Raw genomic sequence first — 18,840 nt, 5'->3', positions numbered from 1 at the left:
CTGAAAGGCCGCGCCGCGGCTCCGCGGCGCTCGCGAGGACGACGCGTCAGGCGCGCTCGGGTTCGCCCGAGCGCATCAGCGTCACGAAGCGCTCGAAGAGGTAGTGGCTGTCGCGCGGGCCGGGGGAGGCCTCCGGGTGGTGCTGCACCGAGAAGGCCGGGCGGTCGGTGAGGGTCAGGCCGCAATTCGAGCCGTCGAACAGCGACACGTGGGTCTCCACGGCCGTCTCCGGCAGGCTGTCCGGGTCCACCGCGAAGCCGTGGTTCATCGACACGATCTCGACCTTGCCGGTGGTCTTATCCTTCACCGGGTGGTTCGCGCCGTGGTGGCCCTGGCCCATCTTCACGGTCCGGCCGCCGAGGGCGAGACCCATCAATTGGTGGCCGAGGCAGATGCCGAAGGTCGGCACCTTCTCGTCCAGGAGCTTGCGAATCACCGGGACCGCGTAGGCGCCGGTGGCGGCCGGGTCGCCGGGGCCGTTCGACAGGAACACGCCGTCCGGCTTCAGCGCCAGGATCTCCTCGGCCGTCGTGGTGGCCGGCACGACGGTGACGTCGCAGCCGGCCTGGGCGAGGAGGCGCAGGATGTTGCGCTTCACGCCGTAATCGATGGCCACGACCCTGAGGCCCTCGCCGGGTGCGCGCGTGCCGTAGCCGTTGCCCAGCGCCCAGACGGTCTCGGACCATTCCGACGGCGCGCGGCTCGTCACCGGCGGAACGAGGTCCAGCCCCTCCATCGGCGCGAGGGCCGCCGCGCGGGCCTTGAGGGCCTCGCGGTCGAAATTGCCCTGGGGATCGTTGGCGATCACGGCGTTGGGCATGCCCTGGTCGCGGATGCGGGCCGTGAGCGCCCGGGTGTCGACGCCCGTGATGCCGACGATGCCGCGCGCCTTGAGCCACCCGTCGAGATGCGACGAGGACCGCCAGTTCGACGGGTTCGTCACCGCCGAAGCGATGACGGTGCCGCGGACGCCCGAGGCCGGTGCCGCCTCCAGGCTCTCCAGATCCTCGTCGTTAGTACCGACATTGCCGATATGCGGGAAGGTGAAGGTGACGATCTGGCCGGCATAGGACGGGTCCGTCAGGATCTCCTGGTAGCCGGTCATCGCGGTGTTGAAGCAGACCTCGCCGTCGGCCACGCCGGTCTGGCCGATGCCGAATCCCTCCAGGATGGTGCCGTCGGCCAGCACCAGCAGAGCCGTCGCGACGGGCTCGGCCCAGGGCTCGGGAGCCTGAGGCTCGGGGGCATGCGCGGCGGCGTCTTGCAGCATGGGCTGAGTCTCGCTTATGTCCGGCCGAAGGCGGGCGCCGGGTTGCGGCGCTCTCGGCTTGCGGCATGATCGTGTGCGGCGCTCTTAGCGAGCGGCCCGCGATGGGGTCAATGTGGCTCCGCTGCCGGCAGGGCTCAACTCCCGCAAATCGCAGGCCAGCCCCCGCTTCGACCGTTGGAAGGTTCATCGAGATGCTGCGCGCGCGCTTCACCACCGAGATGAAGGAGGCCATGAAGGCCGGCGACAAAGAGCGGCTGGCGACCGTCCGGATGATTCAGGCCGCCCTGAAAGACCGGGACATCGAGGCCCGCGGCAACGGCAAGGAGCCGATCTCCGACGAGGAGATCCTGTCGCTGCTCCAGAAGATGATCAAACAGCGCACCGAATCGGCCGCGGTCTACGAGCAGGGCGGCCGGCCGGAACTCGCCGCCAACGAGCGCGCCGAGATCGCCATCGTCGAGACGTTCCTGCCGAAGCAGATGGACGAGACCGAGACGAAGGCCGCGGTCGAGGCGGCGATCCTCGAGACCGGCGCGGCCGGCCCGAAGGACATGGGCAAGGTGATCGCCGCCCTGAAGGGCACCTTCGCGGGCCGCATGGATTTCGGCAAGGCGAGCGGCCTGGTGAAGGCCGCGCTGGCGGCGAAGGGCTGAACCTCTCCCCGCAATCCTCCACCGGATTCCGGGCGTGTGAGGGACTCGGTCACGCCTCTAGCGCTATAGGAGCGGGTTCACGCAACCCGTCCCAGGCCCCGTGCGCTATCCGCCCCACATCCTGGAAGAAATCCGTTCCCGGCTGCCGGCCTCGTCGGTGGTCGGCCGCCGCGTGCAGTTGAAGAAGGCCGGACGCGAGTGGCGCGGCCTGTCGCCGTTCAACGCCGAGAAGACGCCGTCCTTCTACGTGAACGACCAGAAGCAGTTCTACCACTGCTTCTCGTCCTCCAAGCACGGCGACATCTTCACCTTCCTGATGGAGACGGAGGGCCTCAGCTTCCCCGAGGCGGTCGAGCGGCTGGCGGGCGAGGCCGGCGTCAGCCTGCCGGCGCCCACCGAGGACAACCGGGCCAGCGAGCAGAAGCGGGCCGGGGCGATCGAGGTCATGGAGATGGCCGCGCGCTGGTTCGAGGAGCGCCTGCGGTCGGGCCAGGGCAGCGAGGCCCGCGCCTATCTCGAGCGGCGCGGGTTGCGGGACGAGACGCAGCGGGCCTTCCGCCTCGGCTACGCGCCGGGCGAGCGCTACGCCCTGCGCGACCACCTCGCCGGGCAGGGGGTCGAGAAGGCGCTGATGGTCGAACTCGGCCTGCTCGCGGCGGGGGAGGGGGTCTCCGTCCCCTACGACTATTTCCGCGACCGGGTGATGTTCCCGATCACCGACACCCGCGGCCGGGTCGTGGCCTTCGGCGGCCGGGCGCTCGCCAAGGAGGTGCGCGCCAAGTACCTCAACTCGCCGGAGACGCCGCTCTTCCACAAGGGCCGGACGCTCTACAACCTGCACGGCGCCCGCAAGGCCGCGCATGATCGCGGCTCGATCATCGCGGTGGAGGGCTACGTCGACGTCATCGCCATGACGCTCGCGGGCCATCCCGAGACGGTGGCGCCGCTGGGCACCGCTCTCACCGAGGACCAGCTCGGGCTGCTCTGGCGCCACGCCGACGAGCCGATCCTGTGCTTCGACGGTGACAAGGCCGGCCAGCGGGCGGCCTTCCGGGCCCTCGACATCGCGCTGCCGCTCCTCGAGCCCGGCCGCTCGCTGCGGATCGCGCTGCTGCCGGGCGGCCAGGATCCGGACGACCTGCTGCGCTCGGGCGGCCCGACGGCCATCGACCAGGTGCTCGCGGCCGCGCTTCCCCTCTCGGAGCTGCTGTGGCGGCGCGCCCTCGAGGCGGGACCGGTCGACACGCCGGAGCGCCGCGCCGGCCTGACCCAGACCCTGCGCACCACCGTCGCGACGATCCGCGACGAGACCGTGCGGCGCTACTATCGCGACGATGTCGAGGAGCGCCTGCGCGGCCTGTCGCCCCGCGCCAACCGCGCCACCGGCGCGGCCCCGCGCGGACGCCAGCGCTTCGCCCGGCCCGGCGAGCCCGTCTCGCCGCGCATCACCGGGAGCCCGAGTCCCTCGGTGACGGCCTCGGCGGGCTTCACGGGCGCCGCCCCGGTGCGCGAGGCGGTGATCGTCGGCACCCTGCTGGCCCATCCCGAGATGATGGCGGAGTTCGGCGAGGAGGCGGCCGAGCTCGACTTCGCCGATCCCGACGCCCGGGCGCTGCTGTCGGTCCTGCTGGCCTGCGCGGCCGAGGACGAGGACACGGCGCCCGAGGTGTTGCAGAACCGCATCAATCGCGCCGGACTCACAGGGGCGGCCGACCGAATCCTCGCCCTGGCCCGCTCGCGGGACCGCACGACCCTGGCCCCGCACGCCGATCCTGCCCACCGCGCAGACGCGCTCCGACAGGCGATGATCTTGCACCGGCAGGCAGGAGCGCTACATAGCGAACTTCGCGAAGCACGGCAGGCGTTTGAGGACGATCCGACCGATGCCGGGTGGGCATGGCTCTGCGAAGTGAAGGCGAGGCTGGAAACCGTCATCGCCGCCGAGGCGGAGGCCGATGCACCGGTGTCGAGCGACTCGACGGCCGTGTGATGCCTGTGTCATGGCGGTGGCGGGGTGACGTGTCCCGCCATAGTTAACAATCGGTCAAGCCTCGGGCTTGCATACGGAAACCGACGACTCACGGCGACCGGAGCGATCCGGCGCCGATCTCATACAGCGGCGCCGACGGCGTGGACCGGCCTCATCGGGGCCTCCGCTACGCGCCGCGTGCGAAACAATAGGCTGATCATGGCGACGAAGGCAACGGAACGGGACGAGACGGACGCTGCCCCCGAGCAGCAGACCGACGGGCCGCTCCTCGACCTGACGGATGCTTCGGTCAAGCGGATGGTCAAGCTCGCCAAGAAGCGCGGCTACGTGACCTACGAAGAGGTCAACGAGGTCCTGCCCGAGGGGCAGTCCGATCCGGACCAGCTCGAGGACGTGCTCTCGCAGCTCTCCGAGATGGGCATCAACGTCGTCGAGGCCGAGGAGACCGACGAGGCCGCGGGCGAGAAGGCCGCGGACGGCGAGGAGGAGGAGGCCGAGGGCGGCGAGGTCGCCGAGGTCGCGCCGGCGCGCGCCGTCGCGGTCGCCACGACCACCAAGGAGCCGACCGACCGCACCGACGATCCGGTGCGCATGTACCTGCGCGAGATGGGCTCGGTGGAGCTCCTGTCCCGCGAGGGCGAGATCGCCATCGCCAAGCGCATCGAGGCCGGCCGCGAGGCGATGATCGCGGGCCTCTGCGAGAGCCCGCTGACCTTCCAGGCGATCATCATCTGGCGGGACGAGCTCGTGGAGGGCAAGGTCCTCCTGCGCGACATCATCGACCTCGAGGCGACCTACGCGGGCCCGGACGGCAAGAACGCGCCGCAGATCGCCGAGGGCGAGGACGGCGGGGACGACGCGGAGCCGCCCGCGCCGCCGGAGGGTGGCGACGACGAGGACGACCTCGAGAACAACGTCTCGCTCGCCGCTATGGAGGCGGAGATCAAGCCGCGGGTCCTCGAGACCTTCGACGCGATCGCCGCGAACTACCGCAAGCTGCGCAAGTTCCAGATCGAGGGCACCGAGCGCAAGGCCGCCGGCGAGCAGAACACCCCGGCCCAGAACCAGAAGCAGATCGAGCTGAAGGACATCGTCGTCGCCGACGTGAAGTCCCTGTCTCTGAACAACAACCGCATCGAGGCGCTGGTCGGCCAGCTCTACTCGATCAACAAGCAGCTGATCGGCCACGAGGGCCGGCTGATGCGCTTCGCCGAGAGCCACGGCGTGGCCCGCGACGAGTTCCTGCGCCACTACCAGGGCTACGAGCTCGATCCGAACTGGATGGAGCGCGTCGGTACGCTCGGCGGCAAGGGCTGGAAGAACCTGGTCGAGCGCGGCTCGAGGCAGGTGGCGGAGCTGCGCGCGCAGATCCTCGACCTCGCCTCGGAGACGGGCCTGGAGATCGGCGAGTACCGCCGCATCGTCAACATGGTCCAGAAGGGCGAGCGCGAGGCCCGGCAGGCCAAGAAGGAGATGATCGAGGCGAACCTGCGCCTCGTGATCTCGATCGCCAAGAAGTACACGAACCGCGGCCTGCAGTTCCTGGATCTGATCCAGGAGGGCAACATCGGCCTGATGAAGGCGGTCGACAAGTTCGAGTACCGCCGCGGCTACAAGTTCTCGACCTACGCGACGTGGTGGATCCGTCAGGCGATCACCCGCTCGATCGCCGACCAGGCCCGGACCATCCGCATCCCGGTGCACATGATCGAGACGATCAACAAGATCGTCCGCACGTCGCGCCAGATGCTGCACGAGATCGGCCGCGAGCCGACCCCGGAGGAGTTGGCCGAGAAGCTGGCCATGCCGCTGGAGAAGGTCCGCAAGGTCCTGAAGATCGCCAAGGAGCCGATCTCCCTCGAGACGCCTATCGGCGACGAGGAGGACAGCCACCTCGGCGACTTCATCGAGGACAAGAACGTCGTCCTGCCGATCGACGCGGCGATCCAGTCGAACCTGCGCGAGACCACGACGCGCGTGCTCGCCTCGCTCACGCCCCGCGAGGAGCGCGTGCTGCGCATGCGCTTCGGCATCGGCATGAACACCGACCACACCCTGGAGGAAGTCGGCCAGCAGTTCTCGGTGACCCGCGAGCGCATCCGCCAGATCGAGGCGAAGGCGCTGCGGAAGCTGAAGCATCCCTCGCGCAGCCGGAAGCTCAGGAGCTTCCTGGACAACTGAGCCCGCGCCGCGAACCGCGCGGCGCTTCCCCGTCGCCCGCGTTGCCACGGTGCCGCGCGGCATCCAGTCTGGCGCCATGCTCGAACGCCGCCCGCCAACGCCCGGATCCCCGACGGCCTTCGCGGACGGCTCGGAGGCCGACGACGTGCCCTTCGGCGCGCTCCAGCCCTCCGTGGGCATCCGCGACTGGCTTCTCGGCGAGGGCGCGCGGATGCCCAACGCCGAGGAGATGCTGGCCGGGCTCGCCGAGCGCCTGATCGCGATCGGCGTGCCGGTGGACCGGGCCTCCACGGCGATCGACACCCTGCACTCGGAGTATGCCGGCGTCGGCCGAATCTGGACGCGGGACGGCGGCACCACCGTGCGGCTGTTCCCCCACGGGGCCCGCTCGACGGACGCGTACCTCAACAGCCCGTTCCACACGGTCCACGAGACCGGGGAGTGGCTCATCCTCGACCTGTCGAAGACTCCGGACGACGCCTACGCGATCGTTCCCGACCTGAAGGCTGGCGGCTACACCCACTACGTCGTGGCGCCCCTGTTCTTCACGAACGGCACGCAGAACGGCATCACCTTCGCCACGCGGGCCCCCGAGGGGTTCCGGGACGACGACATCGCGATCCTCCGCTTCGTCATGCCGGCGCTGGCGGCCGTGATGGAGATGCGCGTCCTCAACAAGCAGCTCGACCACGTGCTCCGGCTCTATGTCGGCGACGAGCCGCACCGGGCGATCCTGGCCGGCGACATCCGCCGCGGGCAGGTGACCCGGATCCGCTCGGCGATCCTGTTCGCCGACATGCGCGACTACACCCGCACCACCGCCGACATGACGCCGGAGGAGGCGGTGGGCCTGCTCAACGTGTTCTTCGACTGCCTCGTGCCGCCGATCGAGCGTGAGGGCGGCGAGGTCCTGAAGTATCTCGGCGACGGCCTGCTGGCGATCTTCCGGGAAACCGGCGACGATCTGGGCGGCGCGGCCAAGGGCGCGCTCACGGCGGCCCAGCACGCCCTGGCGGCCCTCGACGAGGCGAACGCCCTGCACCAGTTCCCGGTGCCGGTGGCCGCCGGCATCGCGCTCCACCACGGCGAGGCCGCCTACGGCAATGTCGGATCCGGCTCACGCCTCGACTTCACGGTGATCGGCCGCGACGTGAACCTCGCGAGCCGCATCGCGCAGCTGAACCGCGCCCTCGGCGAGCCGCTGCTGATGTCGAAGCCCTTCGTGGACTTCCTCTGGGGAGACCCGATCCCAATGGGAGAGCACCGGCTCAACGGCTTCGACGAGCCCATGGCGGTGTTCCGGCCGAAATTCCTGCGGCCGCGCAAGTCCAGCTGAGCGGCCCTCCGATCGGACCCGACGTCACGCGGCGCTCGCGGAGATCCGCCGCGATCTGAGGCTCGCGGGCGATCCGCGCGCGGTGCGTGTCACCACGTCGGCACGAACGGCAGAGCGTAGGGTGTGTGCCGGCAACCCCAGACCGGATCGATCATCTGCGCCATCACGTCCCGGGCCAGGGCGCCGGCGCGTATGGCGACCTCCCGCGGGACATGCGCCCGCTCGAGGATCTTCAGGCAGGCATGTCCGCAGGCGCTGAACTGGCCGCTGTGGTACGCGTTGAGGGCGAACTCGTCGAGCAAGCCGTACTCGTAGACCCACGGGTTCAGGGAGATGCCCTCGCTCGGAAGCTCGAGAGCCAAGCCCGCCTCGGCGTAACGATAGCCTTCCGCGAACCGCTTCCTCAGCCTGCAGAATCGGCTGGCCCCGTGGCGCGCCTCCGCCCGCCCCGGACGGATTGCGGTGGCGCGCTCGTAGAGCTGCAGCACCCTGTCCTCCGGCTCGTCGAGGCGCTCCGCGTTCACCGCGGCCATCAGCAGGTTGAAATAGACCTCCTCGTCCCATCCGCCGAGATCGGCCCGCTTCAGGAAACAGGCGAACGCTTTCCGGTACTCGCCGGCGGCGTCGTAGGTGGTGCCGAGGTACATCGTGTACCGGGCGATCATGAAGGGGTCCGTCTCGACCGCCAGTGCCTTCTCGAGGACGGCGATATCCCGCGCGTCCGCCGTCGCGTCGCGGTGGCGGGCACCGTCGTCGCCCCGACGCATCGCGAGGGGGAGGATCGGTGTCTCTGTCACGCCGGGGCAGCTGAGGAATTCGTGCAGCACGCCCCGGTAACGCCAGTTCTCCCGGGTGCTGACCAGCTGGTTGCGCCAGTACCGCGTGTGCGCGTCGATGATCTCGAACCGATAGCCGGGCGCACGCAGCTTCGGCATCGTGAATTCCGCCGGGACGATCAGCTCATCGTCGGCGTCGATGATCAATGCGTACTGCGCGTGACGCCGCGCGAGTTTCAAGGCCTCGTTCCGGTTGAAGGCGAAATCGACCCAGGGGCGCTCGACCAGAGCACCCGGTATGTCCGCGAGCGCGGCACGGACGACATCCTGGGTTCCATCCGTCGAGCCGGTATCGACGACGATCCAATGATCGATGATCGGACGAACAGAATCGAGGCAACGCCGGATAACGTGGGCCTCGTCCTTCACGATCATGGACAAACAGATCGTCGATCCGCGATTCTTCATACCGAAGCCGTCCCATCGCGCGCTCACGTGTCGGATGCGCAGTCATGAACGCTCCTAGCATTGCCGGAATGCGCTGACAAAACAAACATATCCTTCGGAAAAATTTGGATTAAATATCTGAAACTACATATAATAAGCCAGTTATATATAAATTCTCCGGCTCACGGTCTTATGACTGCAAATACCCGCGACCGATAGACTGATCGAGCGGATCAGGAGACACCCGCCATCGGGCTGGCACGAGGCCCGAACGCCGTAGGTCATCGGCGCGGGCGTTGGGCCCGCAGCCGATCCCGTGGTGCAGGCCCGGGGGATCCCCACAGGCGCGCCTCGGCCAGACAGATCAGCGTCGATCTCCGGCCGCCTCAGCCCCTGAGCGTCATCGTGCTGCCGGAGATGCCGAAATCGCGCAGACGCCTGAGGAACGACATGCCCAGCAGGCTCGTCGACAGGAGCCCGCGCGGGATCACGACCGCATCGACGTCCCGGACCGTGATCGATCCGATCTGCACGATGGCGATCCGGATCGGCGCCACGCGGACCGTGCCGTTCGCGGTGTTCCAGACGCGGGTGAAATCGGCCGGAGTGACCCGGATCCCGATCCGCGCGGCATCCTCCTCGGAGAACGCGCAGGCGCTCGCTCCCGTATCGACCATCATCGGCAGCGAGCGGCCGTCCAACAGCGCATTGACGAAGAAGTGGCCGTTGCGCCCGGCCTGGAGGGCCACGCCGGCGGCGTCGACTGCGGGAACGGGCTCCGGCGGCGTGACGGCGAGGGCCACCGGCGCCGGCCTCATGCCGTCGCGCAGCTTCAAGGCGGCCGTGACACCGAGGAAGCCGAGCAGGCAGATCAATAGGATTGCGCGCACGCGAGTCCGCCCGTGACGTGGAGTGCCGGCGACCGGAGACGTTCCGGAATCCCGGTGATGAGATGCCAGACCAGTGAAGGGATGGTGCGCGATCGCGGTCGCCGCCGCGGCGCGCGCGCCGATTCCGCTCCGCTTGGTGTCCAGATCGTCACCGGGATCCGCGGATTGTCGCGGGAACGACTGGATGCTCGCGGCGCGGGGTTGACCGGCAGGGGCCGGGGAGCCACATCTGCGTCTGTTCCAGGGAGATCCCCGGCAAGGGGCTGAGAAACCGCTGGCACGTCCGTCAGGACCTGCGGCGCGGAAATCCTTCGAACCTGATCCGGCTCATACCGGCGTAGGGATTGGACCGCGGCCGCCTGAAAGGCAGGCCACAGCTTCTCACCGAAGCGCACGGCCCGATCTCCGCGACGGCAATCCGCGGAGATGATTGTGCCCCTCGACCGACCCGCCTCACCGATCGGCCGCCGCCGCAACCCGGACGGCAACGTCGCGCCGGCGACCCTTCCGGCGCGGACGGACGTCGCCGTGGTCGGCGGCGGGCTGATCGGGCTGTCGATCGCGTGGCGCCTCGCCCGGGCCGGCCGCGCCGTGACGGTGCTGGAGCGGGACACGATCGGGGCGGGCGCGAGCCTCGCGGCCACCGGCATGCTGGCCCCCGCCGCCGAGCACGAGCCGGGCTCCGATCCGCTGCTGCCGCTCGCCCTGGACTCGCTGCGGCTCTGGCCCGCGTTCCGCGACGCCCTGGAGGCCGAGTCCGGCCGGGCGATCGACTACCGCGCCGACGGCACCCTGGTGCTGGCGGTCGGCCGCGACGAGGTCGAGCGCCTGCGCTTCCGCTTCGACCTTCAGCGCCGCTCGGGGCTCGAGGCCACGTGGCTGCCGGGCAGCGAGGTGCGGCGCCTGGAGCCGGGCCTGCGCCCCTCCGTCACCGCCGGGATCCACTGCCCGCTCGACCATCAGGTCGACCCCCGTCTGGTCATGGACGCCCTCACCGAGGCCTGCCGCCGCGCCGGCGTAATTCTGGCGGAGCGGAATCCCGTCACCGCCCTGGACTGGTCGGGTGGCCGCGTGACCGGGATCCGCGCCGGCGACCGCGTCGTCCCGGCGGAGACCGTCATCCTCGCCTCCGGCGCCTGGAGCGGGGAGGGCGGTCTGCTGCCCGACGCGCTCGCCCTGCCGGTCCGCCCGCTGAAGGGCCAGTCCCTGGCCCTGCGCACCACCGCCCGGACCGGTACCCTGGCGCGGATGGTCTGGACCGAGCAGGTCCACATGGCGCCGAAGAGCGACGGCCAGCTCATCGTCGGCGCGACCGTCGAGGATTGCGGCTTCCGGCCCGGCGTCACCGCGGGCGGACTCTACGCCCTGCTGGAGGGTGCCCGCCGGGTGCTGCCCGGCATCGAGGAGATGGAGGTGGAGGCGGTCTGGAGCGGGTACCGCCCGACCTCGGACGACGACGCACCGATCCTCGACGCGATCGCGCCGGGCCTCGTCGCCGCCACCGGGCATCACCGCAACGGCTACCTGCTCGCCCCGGTGACCGCCGACGCGATCGCCGCGCTGGTGCTGCGCGGCGCGCTGCCGGAGGTGGCGCGTCCCTTCACCCGCGCGCGCTTCGGCCAGCCGGAAGCGCTGAGGGCCTCGGCATGAAACTCCTCGTCAACGGTGAGCCGCGCGAGTGCGCGGTCGAGACGGTGGACGCCCTGTTCCGCCTGGAGGCGGAGGAGAGCGGCATCGAGAGTCCGCAGGGTGTCGCCATCGCGCTGAACGGCCGCGTTCTGCGCCGCCGGGACTGGGGCGAGACACCGGTCGCGGAGGGCGACCGGGTCGAGATCGTCCGCGCCATGCAGGGAGGTTGAGCATGGACCAGAGTCACTTGCCGCCGCGCCCCGAGGGCGGGGATGACAGCCTGACCATCGCCGGGGTGAGGCTGTCGTCCCGGCTGTTCATCGGCACCGCCGGCTACCCGACGCAGGCGATCATGCGCGACGCCGTCGCGGCGAGCGGCGCCGACGTGGTCACCGCCTCGATCCGCCGGGTCTCGCTGCAGGGCCACGGCTCGGACACGGTCAAGATCCTGAAGGGCAAGCGCTTCCTGCCGAACACCGCCGGCTGCGAGACGGCCCGGGACGCGATCATGACCGCCGAGCTCGCCCGCGAGGCGCTCGACACCAACTGGATCAAGGTCGAGGTGATCGGCGACCGCGAGACGCTCTACCCGGACGTGATGGAGCTGATCGAGGCCTGCCGCCATCTCGTGGACGACGGCTTCGTCGTGCTGCCCTACTGCAACGACGACCCGATCGTGTGCCAGCGCCTGGAGGATCTCGGCTGCGCCGCGGTGATGCCCATGGGCTCGCTGATCGGCTCCGGGATGGGTGTCGCCAATCCGGCCAACCTGGAGCTGATCTGCCGCCGGGCGACAGTGCCGGTGGTGGTCGATGCCGGCATCGGCACCGCATCGGACGCGGTGATCGCCATGGAGCTCGGCGCCTCCGCCTGCCTGATCAACACCGCCGTGGCCAAGGCCGACGATCCGGTGCGGATGGCTCGCGCCATGGGCCGGGCCGTGGAGGCCGGGCGCGACGCCCACCGCGCCGGGCGGATCCCCCGCCGCGGCCGGGCCGAGCCGTCGAGCCCGCAGCTCGGCCTCGTCGGCTCGTGAGGGCGTTGCCGTCGCCGCTGCTCGCGGTGACGGACCGGCACGGGCATCCGCGGCCCCTCGCCGAGACCGTGCAGGCGGTCCTCGACGGCGGCGGGCGCTGGATCTGGTTCCGCGACCGGGACCTAGAGGCGGATGCCCGCCTGCGCCTCGGTGCGCGCGTGGCCGAGCGCGTGCGGGCCGCGAACGGCGTCCTGACGGTCGGAGGCGATGTCGCGCTCGCGCGCGCCCTCGGTGCCGACGGCGTGCATCTCGGCGGCGGCTCGGGACCGGAGGCGATCGCGGCGGCGCGGGCGGCACTCGGTCCGCTCGCGCTGATCGGCGTCTCGGCCCACGCGCCGCGCGAGGCTGCGGCTGCCGCGCAGGCCGGCGCCGATTACGTGACCCTCAGCCCGATCTACACGACCGCGAGCAAGCCCGGCTACGGGCCGGCGCTCGGGTCCGAGGGGATCGCCGCCGCGCGGGCGGCGGGCCTGCCGATCGTGGCCCTGGGCGGTGTCGGGCCCGAGATGATCGGGGCCTGTCGCGCGGCGGGGGCTGCGGGCTTCGCCGTCATGGGTGGCCCGATGCGCGCCCTGAATCCGGCCGACGCGACCCGGGCGCTCCTGAAGGCCTGGGGCGCAGCGGAGTCTTCAGCGGCTCGGACAGCCACGTAGAAATCTGCCCCCGTCCCGGCGAGCGCAGCGGAGCAAGACGGCCGATGCTGTAGTTGCCCTAGGCGTTGGACGGTCCGTAGGGCGGGCGCGGGATCGCCCGGTGCGCCGCGCGCAGCGCAGCCGACCAGCGCTCGCGCAGATCGTGGAAGTAGCCCTCGCCGGCCTCGATCCGGTGGTTCACCTCGAGCGTCAGCGCGTTCCGGCGAGCGACCGCGATGTCGATCGGCAGGCCGACGCCCAGATTGGAGCGCATGGTCGAATCCATCGAGACCAGGCTCACCTTGAGGGCGTCGTAGAGGTCGGTCGTGTACTTCACGGCGCGGTCGAGGATCGGCTTGCCGTACTTGTGCTCACCGATCTGGAGGAACGGCGCGTCGGTGCTGCACTCGATGAAATTGCCGGCGGAGTAGATCAGGTACAGCCGCATCTCGCCGGTGCCGATCTGGCCGCCGAACAGCAGCGAGATCGAGAACCGGATATTGGCCGCCTCGAACCCGTCCTTCTCGATGGCGCGCACCCGCCGGATGGCCCGGCCGATCAGCTGCGCCGCCTGGAACATCGTCGGCGCCTCGACGAGCTTCTGCGGCGGCTCACCCTCCTCCTCGCCGGGCACGCCCTCCTGGAGCAGGCTGAGCACCGACTGGGTGATCGAGAGGTTGCCCGCGGAGGCGAGCATCATCACCCGCTCGCCCGGCACGTTGAAATGGTGGAGCTTGCGGTAGGTCGAGATGTCGTCGAGCCCCGCATTGGTGCGGGTATCGGCGACCATGACCAGCCCTTCCTCCACCAGGACACCGACGCAGTAGGTCATCGTTTTCGGGCTCTCGTGCGGTCGGCGGACCGGGGTCGGGACGGTCAGGATTGAGCGGCGGCCCTGCCTTGCTCGACCCGGAGCTTCACGTCCAGTGTCTCGGTGCCACCGCCGGTCCGGCTGCCGCGGATCGGCGCCGCCCCGAGATAGTCCAGGCCGGTGGCGACGCGGATGTAGTTGTCCGTCGGGCTGACATCGTAGCACGGGTCGAACGCCACCCAGCCGAGATCCGGCACCAGGGCCTCGACCCAGCCGTGGGGCGCCTCGACATCCGCCTGCCCGTCCTCCCGGGCCCGGTAGCCGGCGACGTAGCGCGCCGGGATGCCGATGTGGCGGGCGGCGGCGATGAGCACGTGGGCGAGATCCTGGCAGATCCCGCGGCCCGCCGCGAACGCCTTGCCGGCCGGCACCGCGCCGCTCGCGGGACCGGGCTCGTGGGCCACAGCACCGTGGACCGCCCCCATCAGCCGGTGGAGTCGGGCCAAGGTCGCACCGTCGTCCTCGGCGGCGACGCGCTCCGCGAAAGCGTGCAGCTCCGGGCTCGCGGCGCACAGGTCCGTGTCGCGCAGGTAGAACTCGTCCGGCAGGCGCTCCACCGTGCCGCGCACGACGCCGTGTGTGTCGTCGGTGTCGACCTCGCCGGTGACCCGGATGGTCAGGGCGTCGGCCGGCTCGTCCGGGGTGAACCAGTGGACGACGTTGCCGAACCCGTCCTCGCGGGCGGTCAGCCGCCCGTCGACGGTGGTGTCGATCCGCCACCCGCGGACGTACTGCCCATCATGGTCGCGCGGCGTCAGCCGCAGGACCTGCACGAGCCCGCGGGCGGGCTGCTCGTACGTGTAGATGGTCTCGTGAACCACGCGGATGCGCATGCGCCGTCCTGTCCGTCCTGTTCAGCCGACCAGATACTGCTTCGCGATCGCCTCGCCCACCTTGTTGTTCTCGGCGATGAACGCCTCGACGAACTCGTGCAGCCCGGTGGCGAAGACCCGGTCGATATCCTCGCCCTCCAGCTTCGCCAACATGTTTCCGGCGAGGCGCTGGCTCGGGCCCCGGCGGCCGTAGGCGTCGGCGATCAGGTCGAGATACTCGACGATCACGCCGTAGCAGTTCGCGAAGGAGCGCGGCATCTGCTTGTTGAGCATCAGGAGGTCGGCCACCAGCAGCGGCTTGATGCTCTCCCGGTAGACCCAGTGGTAGGCGTTGAACGCCGACACTTCGCGCAGGATCGTGGTCCACTGGAAGTAGTCGAGGCTGCCGCCCACCGTCTCGTCGTGCGGCAGCAGGATCTGGTACTTCACGTCGAGGATGCGGGCGGTGTTGTCCGCCCGCTCGATCGCCGTGCCGAGCCGGGTGAACCAGAAGGCGTCGTTGCGCAGCATCGTCCGGAACGCCGAGCCGTCGAAGGTCAGCGAGACGGTCTTCACCCAGTCGAGGAAGCGGCCGAACTCGTCGCGGTTCAGGTCCTTGCCGGCGTAGTTGCGCAGCTCCAGCCACGCGCCGTTGATCGCGTCCCACATCTCGGTGGTGAGCGCCGTGCGGACCGAGCGGGCATTCTCGCGGGCCGCCTCGATGCAGGAACGGATCGAGGAGGGGTTGTGCGGGCTGAAGGCCAGGAAGTCGCAGACCGTGTCGGCGTTGATCGCGCTGTAATGGGTCTTGAACGCGTCGGGGTCGCCGGCGGAGGCGAGGGCCGATTCCCACTCGTTGCTCCCGCCGCCGCCGTAGCTCGTCGGCAGCGACGCGAATCGGTGCGCCGCGTCGAGGATGCGGGCGACGAAGTCGGCGCGCTCGACGTAGCGGGAGAGCCAGAAGAGGTTGTCGGCAGTCCTGGAGAGCATCGGTCTTCAGCCAAGTCGTGCGGACCACGGTGTCCGCGCCTCGGAACGTCCGGATATCGCGGAGCTCAGGCGTCGAGCACCCAGGTATCCTTGGTGCCACCGCCCTGGCTGGAATTGACCACCAGGGAGCCTTCCTTCAGCGCCACCCGGGTCAGGCCGCCCGGAACGATGCGGATCTTGTCGGCCCCGCACAGCACGAAGGGCCGCAGGTCGACGTGGCGGGGCGCGACGCCCGAGGCCACGAAGGTCGGGCAGGTGGAGAGCGACAGGGTCGGCTGGGCGATGAACCCGTCCGGGGCGTGCTTGAGCTTCTTGGCGAAGTCGTCGAGCTCGCGCTTGCTGGCATGCGGCCCGACCAGCATCCCGTAGCCGCCCGAGCCGTTGACCTCCTTCACCACCAGGTCGGACAGGTTGTCCATCACGTACGCGAACGCGTCCTTCTCGCGGCACCGATAGGTCGGCACGTTGTGCAGGATCGGCTCCTCGCCGGTGAAGAACTTCACGATCTCCGGCATGTAGCTGTAGACCGCCTTGTCGTCCGAGATGCCGGTCCCGACCGCGTTGGCGAGGGTGACCGAGCCGCGCTCGTAGGCGTTCATCAGGCCGGGCACGCCGAGCACCGAGTCCGGGCGGAAGACCAGCGGGTCGAGGAAGTCGTCGTCGAGGCGGCGGTAGATGACGTCGACCTTCCGCGGCCCCTCGGTGGTGCGCATGTAGACGACGTCGTCCTTGGTGAAGAGGTCGGACGCCTCCACCAGTTCGACGCCGAGCTTGTCGGCCAGGAACGAGTGCTCGTAGAACGCGGAATTGTAGCGTCCGGGGGTCAGCAGCACGACGGTCGGGTCCCGGGTCGCCGAGCCCGGCGCGAGGCTGCGCAGGGTGGCGAGCAGGGCGTCCGGGTAGTTCTCCACCGGCGCGACCCGGTGCTTCGAGAACAGGTCCGGAAACAGGCGCAGCATGACCTCCCGGTTCTCCAGCATGTAGGAGACGCCCGACGGGATGCGGGCGTTGTCCTCCAGCACGAAGAAGTCGTTCTCGCCGGTCCGGACGATGTCGATGCCGGCGATGTGCACGTAGAGGTCGTGCGGCACGCGGAAGGACCGCATCTCCATGCGGTAATGGGCGTTGCGGTAGACGAGGTCGGCCGGGATGATGCCGGCCTTGATGCATTCCTGGGCGCCGTAGATGTCCTTGAGGAACAGGTTGATGGCGGTGACCCGCTGCGTCAGCCCGCGCTCCAGGAAGGCCCATTCCGGCTTGGTGATCACCCGGGGGATGATGTCGAACGGGATCAGCCGCTCGGTCGACTCGTTGTCGCCGTAGACCGCGAAGGTGATGCCGATCCGGCGGAACAGCAGCTCGGCCTGGCTGCGGCGGGTGTTGAAATGCTCGGGCGGCGTGGAGTCGAGCCAGGCCTTGAGCTGGCCGTAGGCGTCGCGGACGGCCGCCGGATCGGCCGCGCCGATCCCGTTCATCTCGTCGAAGGCCGTCACCGCCATCTCGCTCCTCCCGTACGCTCCCGCTCTTGAGGCAAGAGGCGCGCCACCCGATCATGGCTATATCCGCGGGCGATAACGCTCAAGGAGGCCGGAGGATCAGATCAACTTCAGGCCTTTCAGGCTGGCGTGACCGTTTCGGCCGAGGATCACGTGGTCGTGGACCACGATCTTGAGCGGCGCCAGGACGGCCACGATCTCGCGGGTCATCGCCACGTCGGCCGCCGACGGGGCCGGGTCGCCGGACGGGTGGTTGTGGGCCAGGATGATGGCCGTCGCCGACAGTTCGAGCGCCCGGCGGGCGACCTCGCGCGGGTAGACCGGCGTGTGGTCGACGGTGCCGCGCCCTTGCACCTCGTCGGCGATGAGGTGGTTGCGCTTGTCGAGAAAGAGGACGCGGAACTCCTCGCGCGGGGCGAACGCCATGGTGGCGCGCAGGTACTCGTGCAGGGCGCTCCACGAGCCCAGGAGCGCGCGCTCGCGGATCGCGCCCCGGGCCAGCCGCCGCGCCGCGGCCTCGATCACCTTGAGGTCGGACGCGACCCCGGCGCTCACGCCCTCCACTTCCATGAGCCGCGCCGGCTCGGCGCTGACCACCTCGGCGAAGCTGCCGAACCGGGCGACCAGCGCCTTGGCGAGGGGCTTCACGTCGCGCCGGGGAATCGCCCGGAACAGGACGAGCTCCAGCAGCTCGTAATCGGGCAGCGCGTCGGGCCCCGCGGCGGAGAACTTCTCCCGCAGGCGGTCGCGGTGGCCGTGGTAGTGCGGCGTCTCCTTCTCGACCGGCGACGGGGCGGCGCTGTCGGCGAACAGCCCCGCCTCACCGTCGTCCTGCCGCTCGGGCACGGCCGGTCAGGCGGCCGGGTTGACGGGCTGGTGCAGCCCCTTCGGCGAGATCGTGAAGATCTCGACGCCGGTCTCGGTGACACCGACCGTGTGCTCGAACTGGGCGGAGAGCGAGCGGTCGCGGGTCACGGCGGTCCAGCCGTCGCCCAGGACCTTCACGGCGGGCCGGCCCAGATTGATCATCGGCTCGATCGTGAAGAACTGGCCGGGTTTGAACGGCACGTCGTAGCTGGCCTCGACGTAGTGCAGGATCGTGGGCGCGTCGTGGTAGGTGCGCCCGAGGCCGTGGCCGCAGAAATCGCGCACCACCGAGCAGCGCTCGCCCTCGGCGTAGGACTGGATCGCCCGGCCGATGTCGTTGGTCGATCCGCCGGGCTTCACGGCGGCGACGCCCCGCATCAGCGCCTCGTAGGTGATCTCGCACAGGCGCTGGGCCTTGCGCGGCACCTCGCCGACATAGGCCATCCGGCTCGAATCACCGTGCCAGCCGTCGAGGATCAGGCAGATGTCGAGGTTGACGATGTCGCCCTCGCGCAGCGGCTTGTCGTTGGGGATGCCGTGGCAGACCACGTGGTTGATCGAGGTGCAGATCGACTTCGGATAGCCGCGGTAGAGCAGCGAGGCCGGATAGGCGCCGTGGTCCATGGCGAAGGTGTAGGCGAGCTTGTCGAGTTCCTCGGTGGTGACGCCGGGCTGCGTCGCCTCCATCAGCAGGTCGAGGGCCTCGGCGGTGAGCCGACCCGCCCGGCGCATGCCCTCGAAACCCTCGGGACCGTGGATCGGCGGTTCCGGGGCGCGGCGCGCACCCTGCGCACTGGCCTGTTCCTGCTGCATGATCGGGACTTTTTTCGCGGCGGCGTCAATCGGGCTTCGCCCTATGTACGGCGCGGGGCCCGGGAGTCCAAGCCGCATCGGTCGTAGGTCGGGCGAGGCTTGCGCCGGTCGCGGGGCTGGCGGCATAAGCGGCCGCGAGACGCCCGGGAGC

General features: G+C 70.1%; 17 protein-coding genes and 1 riboswitch. Of the genes, 8 read left to right on the top strand and 9 right to left on the bottom strand.

Translation table 11 applies throughout. The annotated features are described in order from the left end of the window. Positions 1 to 46: 46 nt before the first annotated feature. Positions 47 to 1,270 (bottom strand): glutamine-hydrolyzing carbamoyl-phosphate synthase small subunit, encoded by a 1,224-nt coding sequence (carA, locus tag BM419_RS04425; RefSeq protein WP_020093534.1) that lies wholly within the window; start codon positions 1,268 to 1,270, stop codon positions 47 to 49. Positions 1,271 to 1,461: 191 nt separating this feature from the next. Between carA and BM419_RS04420 the strand changes: the two genes are divergently transcribed. The 4 genes from BM419_RS04420 (at position 1,462) to BM419_RS04405 (ending at position 7,430) form a co-directional block, all read left to right on the top strand. Continuing rightward, complete coding sequence (locus BM419_RS04420) at positions 1,462 to 1,923, top strand: GatB/YqeY domain-containing protein (protein ID WP_020093533.1); 462 nt, start codon at positions 1,462 to 1,464, stop codon at positions 1,921 to 1,923. A 100-nt stretch (positions 1,924 to 2,023) separates the two neighbouring features. Continuing rightward, positions 2,024 to 3,913 carry a DNA primase gene (dnaG, locus tag BM419_RS04415; protein WP_020093532.1) on the top strand — a complete coding sequence of 630 codons (1,890 nt, stop codon included), beginning with the start codon at positions 2,024 to 2,026 and terminating at the stop codon, positions 3,911 to 3,913. A 198-nt stretch (positions 3,914 to 4,111) separates the two neighbouring features. Continuing rightward, a complete protein-coding gene (gene rpoD / locus BM419_RS04410) occupies positions 4,112 to 6,094 on the top strand; it encodes an RNA polymerase sigma factor RpoD (protein ID WP_020093531.1) in 1,983 nt (660 codons plus the stop codon). Between the two features lie 76 nt (positions 6,095 to 6,170). Continuing rightward, entirely contained in the window at positions 6,171 to 7,430 is a 1,260-nt protein-coding gene (locus BM419_RS04405; protein ID WP_020093530.1) for an adenylate/guanylate cyclase domain-containing protein, read from the top strand. 89 nt (positions 7,431 to 7,519) lie between these two features. Here the strand turns inward: BM419_RS04405 and BM419_RS04400 are convergent, their stop codons facing one another. Then, the gene (locus BM419_RS04400; protein ID WP_020093529.1) at positions 7,520 to 8,641 is read right to left on the bottom strand and encodes a glycosyltransferase; all 1,122 of its coding nucleotides are present in this window, start codon (positions 8,639 to 8,641) and stop codon (positions 7,520 to 7,522) included. A 398-nt stretch (positions 8,642 to 9,039) separates the two neighbouring features. Beyond that, complete coding sequence (locus BM419_RS04395) at positions 9,040 to 9,543, bottom strand: retropepsin-like aspartic protease family protein (protein WP_234081031.1); 504 nt, start codon at positions 9,541 to 9,543, stop codon at positions 9,040 to 9,042. Positions 9,544 to 9,776: 233 nt separating this feature from the next. Further along, positions 9,777 to 9,905, top strand: a riboswitch (TPP riboswitch). A gap of 64 nt (positions 9,906 to 9,969) precedes the next feature. Between BM419_RS04395 and thiO the strand changes: the two genes are divergently transcribed. Genes thiO through BM419_RS04375 form a run of 4 tightly spaced genes read left to right on the top strand, consistent with a single transcriptional unit; the run spans position 9,970 to position 12,861 of the window. Beyond that, on the top strand, positions 9,970 to 11,193 hold the full coding sequence (gene thiO / locus BM419_RS04390; protein WP_020093527.1) for a glycine oxidase ThiO: 1,224 nt from the start codon (positions 9,970 to 9,972) through the stop codon (positions 11,191 to 11,193). Further along, positions 11,190 to 11,402, top strand: a complete 213-nt coding sequence (thiS, locus tag BM419_RS04385; RefSeq protein WP_020093526.1) for a sulfur carrier protein ThiS — start codon at positions 11,190 to 11,192, stop codon at positions 11,400 to 11,402. The genes thiO and thiS overlap by 4 nt, the downstream gene beginning before the upstream one ends. Positions 11,403 to 11,404: 2 nt before the next feature. Then, on the top strand, positions 11,405 to 12,208 hold the full coding sequence (locus BM419_RS04380; RefSeq protein WP_020093525.1) for a thiazole synthase: 804 nt from the start codon (positions 11,405 to 11,407) through the stop codon (positions 12,206 to 12,208). Beyond that, entirely contained in the window at positions 12,205 to 12,861 is a 657-nt protein-coding gene (locus BM419_RS04375) for a thiamine phosphate synthase (RefSeq protein ID WP_026604987.1), read from the top strand. The genes BM419_RS04380 and BM419_RS04375 overlap by 4 nt, the downstream gene beginning before the upstream one ends. Before the next feature lie 58 nt (positions 12,862 to 12,919). Here BM419_RS04375 and BM419_RS04370 read toward each other — a convergent pair whose 3' ends face one another. The 6 genes from BM419_RS04370 to map all read right to left on the bottom strand — a co-directional run bounded on the left by BM419_RS04370 (position 12,920) and on the right by map (position 18,692). Then, positions 12,920 to 13,672 carry a proteasome-type protease gene (locus BM419_RS04370; protein ID WP_020093523.1) on the bottom strand — a complete coding sequence of 251 codons (753 nt, stop codon included), beginning with the start codon at positions 13,670 to 13,672 and terminating at the stop codon, positions 12,920 to 12,922. 44 nt (positions 13,673 to 13,716) lie between these two features. Beyond that, complete coding sequence (locus BM419_RS04365) at positions 13,717 to 14,544, bottom strand: transglutaminase family protein (RefSeq protein WP_020093522.1); 828 nt, start codon at positions 14,542 to 14,544, stop codon at positions 13,717 to 13,719. Between the two features lie 21 nt (positions 14,545 to 14,565). Continuing rightward, complete coding sequence (locus BM419_RS04360; RefSeq protein WP_020093521.1) at positions 14,566 to 15,513, bottom strand: alpha-E domain-containing protein; 948 nt, start codon at positions 15,511 to 15,513, stop codon at positions 14,566 to 14,568. 65 nt (positions 15,514 to 15,578) lie between these two features. Then, on the bottom strand, positions 15,579 to 17,012 hold the full coding sequence (locus BM419_RS04355) for a circularly permuted type 2 ATP-grasp protein (RefSeq protein WP_020093520.1): 1,434 nt from the start codon (positions 17,010 to 17,012) through the stop codon (positions 15,579 to 15,581). Positions 17,013 to 17,108: 96 nt separating this feature from the next. Continuing rightward, positions 17,109 to 17,855 carry a RadC family protein gene (radC, locus tag BM419_RS04350; RefSeq protein WP_020093519.1) on the bottom strand — a complete coding sequence of 249 codons (747 nt, stop codon included), beginning with the start codon at positions 17,853 to 17,855 and terminating at the stop codon, positions 17,109 to 17,111. Between the two features lie 6 nt (positions 17,856 to 17,861). Continuing rightward, positions 17,862 to 18,692 carry a type I methionyl aminopeptidase gene (map, locus tag BM419_RS04345; RefSeq protein WP_024831058.1) on the bottom strand — a complete coding sequence of 277 codons (831 nt, stop codon included), beginning with the start codon at positions 18,690 to 18,692 and terminating at the stop codon, positions 17,862 to 17,864. Positions 18,693 to 18,840: the final 148 nt, after the last annotated feature.

Origin of the sequence: Methylobacterium sp. yr668 (assembly GCF_900116245.1) — a bacterium.
Lineage (GTDB): Bacteria > Pseudomonadota > Alphaproteobacteria > Rhizobiales > Beijerinckiaceae > Methylobacterium.
This window is presented reverse-complemented; position numbering and strand designations above follow the sequence as displayed.